The organism is Sporolactobacillus kofuensis (genome assembly GCF_024125425.1).
Taxonomy (GTDB): domain Bacteria; phylum Bacillota; class Bacilli; order Bacillales; family Sporolactobacillaceae; genus Sporolactobacillus; species Sporolactobacillus kofuensis.
Genome location: NZ_JAMXWN010000003.1, coordinates 35,118 through 47,311 on the forward strand (window position 1 = coordinate 35,118; position 12,194 = coordinate 47,311).

The 12,194-nt window shown below is 43.2% G+C and carries 8 protein-coding genes; 3 read left to right on the top strand and 5 right to left on the bottom strand.

Translation table 11 applies throughout. The features are described from left to right. The first annotated feature begins 156 nt into the window (after positions 1 to 156). Positions 157 to 639, top strand: a complete 483-nt coding sequence (locus NIE32_RS03080; protein ID WP_253052914.1) for a PH domain-containing protein — start codon at positions 157 to 159, stop codon at positions 637 to 639. Further along, positions 629 to 2,065, top strand: a complete 1,437-nt coding sequence (locus tag NIE32_RS03085) for a PH domain-containing protein (protein ID WP_253052915.1) — start codon at positions 629 to 631, stop codon at positions 2,063 to 2,065. Before NIE32_RS03080 ends, NIE32_RS03085 begins: the two co-directional genes overlap by 11 nt. Before the next feature lie 53 nt (positions 2,066 to 2,118). Here the strand turns inward: NIE32_RS03085 and NIE32_RS03090 are convergent, their stop codons facing one another. After that, positions 2,119 to 2,808, bottom strand: coding sequence for a uracil-DNA glycosylase (locus tag NIE32_RS03090; protein WP_253052917.1), 690 nt, complete (start codon positions 2,806 to 2,808; stop codon positions 2,119 to 2,121). A 52-nt stretch (positions 2,809 to 2,860) separates the two neighbouring features. Next, positions 2,861 to 4,423, bottom strand: a complete 1,563-nt coding sequence (locus NIE32_RS03095) for a bifunctional metallophosphatase/5'-nucleotidase (RefSeq protein ID WP_253053274.1) — start codon at positions 4,421 to 4,423, stop codon at positions 2,861 to 2,863. A gap of 263 nt (positions 4,424 to 4,686) precedes the next feature. Here NIE32_RS03095 and NIE32_RS03100 point away from each other — a divergent pair, with 263 nt between their 5' ends. After that, on the top strand, positions 4,687 to 6,705 hold the full coding sequence (locus tag NIE32_RS03100; protein WP_253052919.1) for a penicillin-binding transpeptidase domain-containing protein: 2,019 nt from the start codon (positions 4,687 to 4,689) through the stop codon (positions 6,703 to 6,705). A 393-nt stretch (positions 6,706 to 7,098) separates the two neighbouring features. On the opposite strand, the gene ptsP is transcribed toward NIE32_RS03100, so the two are convergent. The 3 genes from ptsP to pfkB all read right to left on the bottom strand — a co-directional run bounded on the left by ptsP (position 7,099) and on the right by pfkB (position 12,023). Further along, positions 7,099 to 8,817, bottom strand: a complete 1,719-nt coding sequence (ptsP, locus tag NIE32_RS03105) for a phosphoenolpyruvate--protein phosphotransferase (RefSeq protein WP_253052921.1) — start codon at positions 8,815 to 8,817, stop codon at positions 7,099 to 7,101. Between the two features lie 259 nt (positions 8,818 to 9,076). Beyond that, positions 9,077 to 10,999: a PTS fructose transporter subunit IIABC gene (locus NIE32_RS03110; protein WP_253052923.1), complete on the bottom strand. Its 1,923-nt coding sequence runs from the start codon at positions 10,997 to 10,999 to the stop codon at positions 9,077 to 9,079. 112 nt (positions 11,000 to 11,111) lie between these two features. Then, positions 11,112 to 12,023 (bottom strand): 1-phosphofructokinase, encoded by a 912-nt coding sequence (gene pfkB, locus NIE32_RS03115; RefSeq protein ID WP_253052925.1) that lies wholly within the window; start codon positions 12,021 to 12,023, stop codon positions 11,112 to 11,114. Between the last annotated feature and the right edge of the window lie 171 nt (positions 12,024 to 12,194).

The window sequence follows — 12,194 nt, forward strand, 5'->3', positions numbered from 1 at the left end:
TCAGCGTCATCACTACCTATATACTTCCTATTCCCCCTTCAATGCTGAAAAAAACTCATGTTATAATGCCTCTAGAGCAGTAGCATTAAAGGATGTTCAAAGTCAGCTTTGTGAATGTGAATTTTGAGATCATACCCAAAGAAAGGAGAGGGTTATTTGGAGAAAAAACGTCTTAATCCTAAAATTGTCACTATATGGCGTCAACGCGCACTGATGACCCACTTCGTCATCTGGCCAATAATCGGAGCATTTACCGCAGCCGTTATCTTTTTTAACTGGCCTTATTTCCTCTTTTATATTGCCGGTTCTCTTGCAGCATTGAATGTCTTGCAACTGATTCTGTATGTCTTTGTCTTCCCGAAAATAAGCTATCGAACGTTCTACTATGCGATCCGCAAAGAGGATTTGCTGATTCAGGACGGCATCATCATCATCACCCAGACAGTGATTCCATTTACACGCGTACAGAATGTGGAAACGGAACAAGGACCATTGCTGCGCAAACATCATTTGACGGCTGTTTCTGTAACGACTGCAGCAGGTGTTCATGCAATTCCGGCTTTGGAGGAAGCAGAAGCGCTTGCTCTTCGTGACCAAATTTCGGAACTGATTAAGGAGAACCCGGCAAATGAACTCTAAAGGCAAACACCTTCATTTTTTCGCCATTTTCAATGAGGCGCTCTCAACCCTATGGAGCATCCTTGTTCCCCTAATGTTTGGTTTTATCTGGGGTGTCCGTCACTTAGACACCATTTTCGGGTATATCATCATTATCCCGCTAATTATTTTAATCTTTAACTTTTTTAAGTGGCTCCGGTTTACCTATGAATTTGTCGATGACCAATTTCATATTCGATCCGGCGTTCTGGTACGTAATGACCGTTATATCCGCATCCAACGGATACAGTCTGTCCAAATTAAAACAAACCTTTTGATGCGCCCGCTTGGTATCGTTCAGTTAAAATTTGATACTGCAGATCCTGCCGTCAAAGGAGACATGATCCTTTCTGCGTTGAAGCGTACAGAAGCAGAGAAAATAAAGGCGCAAATCAGCCGTGGAAAGACTGAACAAGCAGAACAGGTTCATTCTGAAGAAATAGTGTCTGTTTCGCCAAACATCGATGAATCGCCACTACATGTCTACACACTATCCGGTAAACGTTTGGTGGCCGCCTCTCTTTTATACTCCAAGATCGGCGTCATGCTGGCCGCAGTTTTCGGACTCTGGTCACAGGCAGATGATCTCATTCCGGATCGAATACGTGGACGCTCTCTAAGCTACATCGAGCATGTTTCTCTGGTTGGCATTATTATAATTATTGGTTTTGCTATTCTGCTCCTTTGGCTATTCTCACTCATTACTACACTATTCAAATGGGGAGGATTCAAATTATCCATTTATCACGATGAATGGCGCATCCATCGCGGGATACTGGAGACTCGTGATGAAACATATAAAATCGATCGTGTTCAGGCAATCCGTATCAAAGAGCAATGGCTTCAGCAACTCTTTGGCTGGTGTACCCTCTATGCCGAGTGTAGCGGTAGTATCGATTCCGAAAAAGGCGATGGTGGATCTGTACTTATCTTTCCGCTCATTCGGAAAACAGATCTGCCTATTTTTCTCGAAAACGTGATGCCAAAATTTTCAGGACCAATAACGATCAACCAACTTCCTATTCGAGGGGCATTGTACCGAATGATCATCCCCATTGCCTTCTGGTTTAGTTTATCTTCTATTCTTGCATGGTGGCTTCCCTGGGGAAAATATACGTTTCTCGCATTGCCCCTTATTCTCGTTTATTGCTGGATCAGGCTGCGCTCTGAAGGCTATGCATTAAATGAAGACCGGCTGATCTTCGTCAATCGCTTGTTTGCAAAAACGACAACGATTACGCGCAAGAACAATATCCAGTCCTTTGCAAAGAAAAATTCGCGTACCCAGCGCAGATTGAATCTCGCTTCATGCAGTGCCACTGTTCGTGCCTCTTCGGCAGAAACGTATACAATGCGTCAACTTGATGAACGAGACGCGCATAAGCTTTTTCATTGGTTTAGAAACTAACTCTTTTTTCGGACAAAGAACATCCCGCATAATCTGCGGGATGTCTTTTACTATTAAAGGTTTGGCTCTTCCAAAGAAACTTGCCAATTAATCGGCTCTTCGCCAGCCTGCTTCAAATATGCGTTTGCCCTTGAGAAAGGGTGACTTCCGAAGAATCCATAGCGTGCCGAGAAAGGGCTCGGGTGCGAAGACTTTATAATGAAGTGCTGTTTGTTGGTAATTAACGCTTCTTTTGCCTGCGCATGGCGCCCCCACAGCATAAATACGATCGGCTGCTCTCGCTCATTTAGATCTTGAATTATGGCGTCTGTAAACTGTTCCCAGCCCATCCCTTTATGCGAATTTGCTGCACCTCGTCGAACGGAAAGTACGGTGTTCAGCAAAAGCACCCCTTGCCTGGCCCATTCAATGAGGCATCCGTGGTTCGGAATCTCACAACCTAAGTCATCTTTCAATTCTTTAAAAATATTTTGTAGCGATGGTGGCTGCCGTACACCGGGCATGACTGAAAAACTGAGACCATGTGCCTGACCTGGTTCATGGTATGGATCCTGGCCAAGGATCACCACCTTTACCTTTTTGTAAGGCGTGTAGTTTAACGCATTAAAGAGATCATACATAACCGGATAAATCGTCTTCGTTGAATACTCTTCTTTGAGAAATTGACGCAGCTTCTGATAGTAATCTTTTTCAAATTCCGGTTGAAGAAGCTCTTCCCAATCATTATGTAGTATATGCTTCATTAAGCGATGCACATCCTTGTCTGTTTCTATTAGGCTCTTGGATCAATCACTCTTAGTAAATCAATTTCCAGTTGTGATTGACCTCGGCCTTAATGACTTTCTTTTCAAGGATTTCGTTCGCGATAAGTTCGGTCACATCAATAGGTATATCCTTAATTACCGGCTTATTGCGAAACATGGTGTAATCACCACCTCCGACAGACCTGTAATTGTTCATGACTACGTCGTACGGATGGTCCGGCAGAACCGGGGTCCCATGATAATCCAATTTTACTAGACGATTACCCACCGGACGTGAAATATCAATAATGTACTCAATTCCCTCCCACATGTCATAGTTATAATGCTGCGGCTTTGGATTCGTAAAGTCCGTACTGACTTTAATCGGGCCACCGGTATATCTTGTAAAATAGGAGGCTGAACGTTCAAGCGCCTCTTTCATGTCCTTTCCGGTGATCCTCAAGACGCGTAGTGTGTTCGGATAAATATAATTGGCGACAATATCACGCATCGTGACGTTCTCGGGCAACCCAGGTGATTCGTTGTTAAATAGAGCGGTCGAAGATATATCCGCGCCCGAACCTTTCATTTGAAGGCGATTGATGAATTCAATTAGCGGGTGATCTTGAGTGCGCACCTCCATCGGATCTTGGATACTCATATCACCCTCGATCTTGCCGAGTGGTCGATCAAGCCAATCTTGCGCATCCTTCTCATAATCTTCTACGCGTTGTAAAGCTTTTTGGTCAGCTTCAACCCCTCTTACCGGAATAAGTTCCGATGTTTTCTTCGTGATCGTCCATCGCTGCTGGTGCTCAAGTTCCAGAGTCACCTTGCCCAAGTAGGTCCCATTGCAGCCTGGTTGGAGAACAATGACGCCGTTAACGGTCTGTCCAGAGATTTGTCGATGCTGGTGTCCGGTTAAAAGTACATCAATACCCGGCACATCTCGACAAATTTGATAGGCTTGATTTTCCCCTTTAAGTTCCTCAATCGGTCGTCCGGTTTGAAGGTCACGGCCGAATCCCCCATGATAAGATAGAATAACTACATCTGCATGTTCTTGATCTTTTAACAACGGAACCCAATGATTTGCTGTTTCCACGGGATCCTCAAAGCGCATACCTTTAAGATGCTCAGCTTTTTCCCAATTAGGCACATATTTAGTTGTCAGGCCAAGAACAGCAACACGTAGCCCTTGTGGAAAAGTTTTAACAATGTATGGCTGACCAAAATAGGGTTTTCCGGTTGATTGGTTGATAATATTCGCAGATAACCAGGGGAAATTTGAGGAAGCGACTGCATGATCCAAAACCGCACGACCAAAATTGAATTCATGATTGCCAAATACGGCACAGTCATAATTCAGTTGATTCGCGATCACAGCCATTGGGTTGGGACGTCTAGTATCAAATCGCGAATAATAGTAAAGTAATGGTGTTCCCTGAATCATATCGCCATTGTCAATGAGTAGTGTATAAGGATTTTCAGCCCGCTGTTTCTGCACAAGCGATGAAATTTTCCCCATGCCAACATCCTTAGGCGCGTTATCCGCATAACTAATCGGAAAGATGCTGCCATGCACATCACTCGTCTCTAAAATAACCAATTTCATCGTCACCACGTTCACCTCTCGTTCCCCTTCAATACTATCATGCTCAATAGACTTTGGGCATCATGGTTTACAAATATTATCAAACTAAGGTCTCGTTAAAAAAATTAACTCGCTTAATCACTCATGGTTCGGCAGATCTATGCTAAATCCTTTATAATGAAGACTAAGTAATTATTTGTGACTTCTGCATGGAACCTGGAGTATTGGAATATATTTTGTGATGATCGAGCATGTCCCGGATATTATGGAGGTGTATAAATAATATGAAATTACGAAAGCTCTCTCTTCTCTCTACACTTTTCCTTGCTGCAATAATTGTATTAACCGCGTGTGGGAACCACCAACCAACAGCCAAAGAGCGTATGGAAGACTACGTACATGCATGGCAAAAACAGAACTTTTCAAAAATGTATAGTCTTCTCTCTAAAAGTGCCCAAAAAAATGTGAGCAAAGCTGATTTTATTGCCCGCTATCAACGTATTTATGAGGGCATTGAGGCTAAACGCATTACTGCATCCCTATCCGATGGAAAGAAGAACAGCGGCACTGTTCATATGAAAGCAGAGCTGGCAACCGTAGCAGGACCCGTAAAGTTTTCCCAGAACATTACACTGAAAAAAGAGAAAAGAAAGGACAAAGAGAATTGGTACGTGAATTGGAAACCCAATCTGATTCTGCCAGGAATGACCACGACCTCTAAGATTCGCGTTGACACGCTGCCAAGCACGCGAGGTGAGATTGTCGATCGAAACAATAAACCATTGGCAATCAATGGAACAGCCGCGCGCATCGATCTCATTCCAGGAAAAATGGGCACGGACAATGAAAAAGCAAAAACCATTGATAAACTCACACACTTGTTAGGCACGAGCAAAGAGCAAATTGACACCGCACTGGCCGCTTCCTGGGTCAAAGTCGATAGCCTTGTTCCCATTACAACCATTGACGCCACAAAAACGGCTATGATTAAAAAAGTAACGCAACTCCCTGGCGTTGTAAAAACCGATGTCAACAGCAGAGTATATCCGGATAAGAATGCCAGTGCACATCTCATTGGGTATGTTGGGAAAATGACCGCCGAACTGCTCAAAAAGCATCCGAATGACGGCTATAACGCCAACTCTGTTATTGGTAAAACAGGGCTTGAATTGCTGTTTGAAAAACAGCTCCGCCAACAGGATGGTGCCTCAATTGTACTGCTAGACTCCACAGGTGCCGAAGTTGGGACGATCGCCAAGAAACAACCGATTAATGGGCAAACGATCCAGCTTACCATTGATCGAAATGTTCAAGATGCACTGTATCGTCAACTTAAGAAAGACGCTGGGACCGGGGTTGCTATCGATCCAAGAAACGGTGACATACTTGGGCTTGTCAGCGCTCCATCTTTCAACCCAAATGACTTTGTTCTCGGTATGTCCTCCAGTGCTTATCAAAAATTAAGTGACAATCCAAAACAACCATTGATGAATCGTTTTACCGCGGCAACTGCTCCAGGTTCTACATTTAAAGCTTTGACTGCAGCGATTGCATTAACGCACAAATCCATAAATCCCAATCAAACGGTAGCGATCAACGGGACAAAATGGCAAGCAAATAAATCTTGGGGCAATTACTCTGTGACCCGTCTTAACCATGATCCGAAAGTGAATCTGGAAACCGCACTGTTTAAATCAGACAATATTTATTTTGCCCAGGCTGCGCTTAAGATCGGTGGAGCAACCTTTGCCAGTGATGCAAAAAAATTTGGGTTTGGTGAATCATTACCTATTCAATACCCTATGCACAAATCGACAATCTCAAATGATGGCCAATTGAATACCCAGACGCTGTTGGCCAATTCTGGATATGGTCAGGGGCAAGTCACTGTTAATCCGCTACACTTGTCGTTAATCTATTCGGCGTTTGTTAATGACGGCAGTATGATTAAGCCGAGACTAATTAAGACGAATGATCCACCTACTTTCTGGAAAAAGAACGTCATGTCAAAAGCAACGGCGCAGTTAATCAATAAAGATCTGATCCAAGTCATCAATAATCCTGCGGGAACCGCACATGATGCGAAAATAGCCGGACTTACATTGGCCGGAAAAACAGGCACACCAGAATTTAAAGAGAAGCAAGGAAAATCAGGTCGTGAAAACGGATGGTTTGTCGCTTACAATACCAATGATCCGAAGTTAATGGTCACGATGGTTGTCGAGAACACGCAAAAACATGGTGGAAGCCACTATGTGACTCCGAAAGTAAAAAAAGTGTTTGAAGACGTGTTGAAGCCGTAACTAGATCAGGATTGAAAGGTTCTCAGTATTTACAGCGTTTATCAATCAGATTGAGCAATTTATCAGTCAGTTTGAAAAATATATCGATCACTTTCAAAATTTTATCGATCGTTTTCAAAAATATATCGATCACTTTTTTTAAAAATTTTATCATTCATTTTAATAGTTAGGACGTAAAATTTTAGTTAACTCGCATGCACGATCGCCAACAATAATAAGGACTGGGCAAAAACCGCCCAGTCCTTATTTTGCTGCCTATTTATGCTTCGATTGCCCGCTTGCCACTGTCGAATAACCAATAAGCACGTATTAAGCAGCATGCCCGCTTATCTGTAAATAAAAAACCGGACAGGTACCTCATGAGAAGCACCTGTCCGGTTTCTTAATAGCTTGTCAGATCATTTTCGTTTTCACGTAGTCCAGCACTTCTTCAGCCGTATCGAGGTTGAGGAATGCTTCTTTGTGTTTTGCCAAATCTTCCTTGGACAATTTCAGCAATTGGCTTCTTGCTGGCAGAATAGATGTTGCACTCATGCTGAATTCGTCTAGGCCAAGTGCGAGAAGCAGTGGAATTGCTGTGGCGTCACCGGCCATTTCACCGCACATACCTGCCCAATGGCCTTCTTTATGCGCAGCATCAATAATGTTGCTGACCAAGCGAAGAATGGACGGGTTACATGGTTGATACAGATACGAAACATGTTGATTCATGCGATCAGCAGCCATCGTATACTGAATCAGGTCATTAGTTCCGATACTGAAGAAGTCCGCTTCTTTAGCAAAACGATCAGCCAGTACTGCAGCAGCTGGAATTTCCATCATCATACCAACCTGTAGATCATCGGAAACCTTCGTTCCAGCAGCAACCAACTTTTCTTGTTCTTCAAGAAGAATTGCTTTCGCCTGACGGAATTCATCGATCGTTGCGATCATTGGGAACATGATCCGCAATTTTCCGTATGCACTTGCTCTGAGCAGTGCGCGCAACTGTGTGCGGAAAATATCCTGACGCTCCAAGCAGAGACGAATTGCACGGAAACCAAGGAATGGGTTCATTTCTTCTGGAAGAGGCAGATAGGAGAGTTTCTTATCGCCACCGATATCCAAAGTACGAATAACAACCGGCTTATTCTCCATCTTCACAAGTACTTCTTTATAAGCATCGAATTGTTCATCTTCCGTTGGTAGCTTGTCACGACCCATGTACAAGAATTCTGTACGGTAAAGGCCAACTGCTTCACCACCGTTATTTACCACACCGGTAACGTCGCCAGGATTTCCAATGTTGGCACCAAGAATCACGTGCGCATCATCTTTGGTCTTCGTTGTTTCATGAACAAGCTTTTTCCATTCTTCTTGTTGTTCTTTATAAGCAGCTTGTTTTGCTTTATATTCGTTTACTTCTTCTTCAGTTGGATCAAGAATCACTTCACCACTTAAGCCATCAATGATTGCAAGTTGTCCTTCTTTTGCCTGCTCCATAACTGTCTTTGTACCAACAACAGCAGGAATCTCCATAGAACGGGACATGATCGCAGAGTGAGATGTACGACCTCCGATATCCGTTGCAAAGCCTTTGACATACTTACGGTTTAACTGAGCCGTATCTGAAGGCGTTAGATCTTCGGCAATAATAACTGTTTCCTCAGTAATGCTTGCTGGAGATGTAAATGAAACACCTAGGATATGCGCAAGAAGACGCTTGGACACATCACGGACGTCTGCTGCCCGTTCCCTCATGTATTCATTATCTTTCATGCTCTCAAACATTTGGATAAAGAAACTGGACACATCATCAAGTGCGGATTCTGCACTTAGGCTTTCATCGTCAATCTTTGATGATATCTGTCCGACAAATTCCGGATCGCTCAGGAACATCAGATGTGCGGCAAATACTTCAGCCTTGTCTTTTCCAAGTTCCCGTTCGGCGGTTTCTTTGATGCTTGTTAATTCCTTTTTCGAAATTTCAAGTGCATCATTCAGTTTCTTCTTTTCTGCTTCTTTGTCGCTAACCGTACTTCTTTCAAATGAAAGATCCGGGTTTTTCAAAATAAAAGTCTTTGCAATAGCAATACCTGCAGAAGCAGCAATACCTGTAATCTTTTCAGACATAATAATCGTTCACCTAACCCTTCAGATATAAAAAGTTGAGCGATTCCTAGAAACGCTCCATAACTTTCACTTTTTCAGCAACTCACAAGAATTCAAACCGATGTGATCAATCACATCGATTCAATTTACCAGCTGTGTCCTCATCAGTAAAACGTAACAGTTATTATTATATCAAGAGCCATTTTAAATTGAAAGCGACTACAACCATTTCAGTCCATTTGTCACTAAATGTTGTTATTCAGACAAACTTGTCACTAAATTAGACGTTCTTTTGTTCCTCAAGCGGCTTCTTCCAGATACCGTAGAGAATTGCCGTTACAACTGTTCCGATTGCGATCGCCAGCGCGTAAAGAAACGGGCTTCCGTTGCTCACGAGTGGGATAACAAAGATACCGCCATGCGGTGGACGAAGGCCAATACCAAACAATAGGGAAAGCCCACCTGCAAGTGCAGAACCAATCGTCGTTGAGACACAAACACGTAATGGATCGGCTGCACCAAAAGGAATCGCACCTTCAGAAATGAAGGCCGCACCAAGTACATAGGCAACTTTTCCGGCATCGCGTTGCGCACGATTAAATTTATGTGCAAATAGCGTTGTCGCTAAAGCCATACCAAGCGGAGGCACCATACCACCTGCCATAACAGCAGCTTGTGGATAAAAATTGCCGGCGCTAATCATCGCAATACCAAATGTAAATGCTATTTTATTAAACGGCCCACCAAGATCAATCCCCATCATACCGCCGAGTATCAAGCCAAGCAGCACAAGATTTCCGGTGCCCATACTGTTAAGCCAATGGGTCATTGCCTCTACAAAGATACTGATCGGCTGGTTAATTAAAAACATTAATCCGCCCGTAATAAAAATACCGAACAATGGGAAAATCAGAACTGGCTTCAGTCCGTCCAGAGATTGCGGCCATTTTCGAAATGCCCATTTAAGGAATTCGACAGTATAACCTGCAAGAAAGCCGGCAATCAAACCACCAAGGAAGCCCGCATTACTTGTCAATGCCATCAATCCACCAACCATACCTGGTGCAAGACCTGGACGATCAGCAATACTCATCGCGATAAATCCAGCGAGAATCGGGATCATTAGGTACATTGCATTTGCGCTTCCGATATAGCTAAGTAAGCTGGCGAAGTTGTGCACTTCGCTGACATCAGTGATCGGTCTAAGGTCAATATGCATCAGTGAGGCGATCATAAAAGATATGGCAATGAGTATCCCGCCACCAACAACAAATGGCAGCATGTACGTAACACCATTCATCAAGTTCTTATAGATATTTAATTTCTTACCGCTTGATTCTGATGCTTCCTCAGTTGCCTTGGATGCACCGCCATCGCCTTGGTAAACCGGTGCCTTACCATCGAGTACTTGATTAATCAGTTCTTCAGGTTTACGAATACCATCTGTTACAGGTGCCTGCACAAGCGGCTTTCCTTTAAATGGTTCCACATCGATGTTAATACTTGCAGCAACAATAACACCTTTTGCCTTGGCAATCTCATTCGGTTGCAACTTGTTCTTTATTCCTGTCGATCCGTTTGTCTGTACCTTGATGGATACACCCATTTCTTTTGCCTTTTGCTTCAATGCATCGGCTGCCATATAGGTGTGCGCAATCCCAGTTGGGCAGCCTGTCACTGCTAGGATCTGATAGCCATCTTCATTTTCAGCAGCTTGCTTCTCTTCTTCAGCGGCCACATTCTTGCTTGTTTCTTCCTGTTCGTCAAACAAAGCCACGATTTCGTCAGCAGTTTCTGCGCTCATTAACTTCTCACGAAAATCAGGGTTAATCAAGAATGTTGAAAGTGTTGGTAATGCTTCAAGGTGTGTCGCATTTGCCCCATCTTCTGCTGCAATCATAAAAAAGAGATGTGCCGGTTGTCCGTCTAGAGACTGGAAGTCAACGCCCTCTTTTGAACGTCCGAAAGCAATAGCGGCTTCTTTTACAGCGGATGTCTTTGAGTGCGGGATTGCAACCCCATCACCGATCCCGGTTGTACTTTGCCCTTCACGCTTATCAATTGCAGCTCGGTAGCCGGCAAGATCATTCAGTTTACCAGCTTTATCTAGTGTTGCTGCTAACTCATCTAATACATCTTTTTTTGTGTTGCTTTTCAAATCCAAATTAACGGTCGCTGCCGTTAACAGGTCCGTCACTTTCATTATGATTCCCATCCTCTCTTAATAAAGGGTTACCCAGTTGATTTTTAGGTGGCGGATTCCTAACGTTTTTTCATTTCTTTGCCCATCGTTATTTCCGCAATATGTCTATGTTTTAGATATTGCTAATCTCTATCTGAGGTAACAATTCTTCAACTTTTTCTTTCGTGCACAAATCAACAGAAAAAGCAGTTGCACTTCCCGATGCTGCTCCTTTTTGGAATGCTTTTCGGAAATCACCACTTACTACATACTCGGAAACGAATCCAGCAACTAATGAATCGCCAGCACCCACTGAGTTTTTCAACTCACCTTTTGCTGGAGGTGCATATAGGTATTCATCCTTGTCTATGTAGATTGCTCCTTTGCCACCCATTGAAACAATGACATGGTCGATACCTTTTTCCACGAGTTTCTTCCCATAAGTCTTTACTTCATCAAAGGTTTCAATCGTCACACCGAAATATTCACCGAGTTCATGGTGATTTGGCTTAACCAAAAATGGCTTCGCATCAACAATTTCACGGAATGCCTTTCCACTTGTATCAACGACGACTTTAGCACCACTCGTACGAACATGTTCCATCATTTCTTTGTAGATGGTTACAGGTAATGTTCCCGGAACACTTCCTGAAAGTACGAGAATGTCCTCAGCAGTCATTTGATTAAGTTTTGCAAAAAGGGCATTCAGCTGATCATCGGTAATTTGCGGAGCTACCCCATTAATTTCAGTTTCCGTATCACTTTTCAGCTTAACATTAATTCGCGTGTCCCCATCAACAGGGACAAAATCTGCTTCAATGCTTTCTTCTGCCAATTTACCCTTAATGAACTCCCCAGTAAATCCTCCGATGAAGCCTAGGCATTTAGAATCCTGGCCCAAGTGTTTTAATACTCTGGAGACATTGATCCCCTTCCCACCTGCCATCTTGCGATCAGCTTTGACATGATTCAATTCGCCGGCTTTAAAATGATCAACTTGTACAAAGTAATCAATCGCCGGATTCAACGTGCATGTATAAATCACGAATGATCAACTCCTAATTTAATATTTTCTTTTTTATTATATCAATAGGATTCCAAAGTGCCCGACAAAAATAGAGAGCGGATTCATTGCCAAGAGCGAACAGTTCTCTTATATTGTCTGCGGCTTGACAATGTTCCATACAAGGAAAGAATAATGATTCCTTACTCATTG

Excerpts from the sequence above, each read along its gene's own strand:
- NIE32_RS03085 (WP_253052915.1), top strand. The coding sequence starts at position 629 with ATGAACTCTAAAGGCAAACACCTTCATTTTTTCGCCATTTTCAATGAG.
- NIE32_RS03090 (WP_253052917.1), bottom strand. The coding sequence starts at position 2,808 with ATGAAGCATATACTACATAATGATTGGGAAGAGCTTCTTCAACCGGAA.
- NIE32_RS03095 (WP_253053274.1), bottom strand. The coding sequence starts at position 4,423 with ATGAAATTGGTTATTTTAGAGACGAGTGATGTGCATGGCAGCATCTTT.
- NIE32_RS03100 (WP_253052919.1), top strand. The coding sequence starts at position 4,687 with ATGAAATTACGAAAGCTCTCTCTTCTCTCTACACTTTTCCTTGCTGCA.
- ptsP (WP_253052921.1), bottom strand. The coding sequence starts at position 8,817 with ATGTCTGAAAAGATTACAGGTATTGCTGCTTCTGCAGGTATTGCTATT.
- NIE32_RS03110 (WP_253052923.1), bottom strand. The coding sequence starts at position 10,999 with ATGAAAGTGACGGACCTGTTAACGGCAGCGACCGTTAATTTGGATTTG.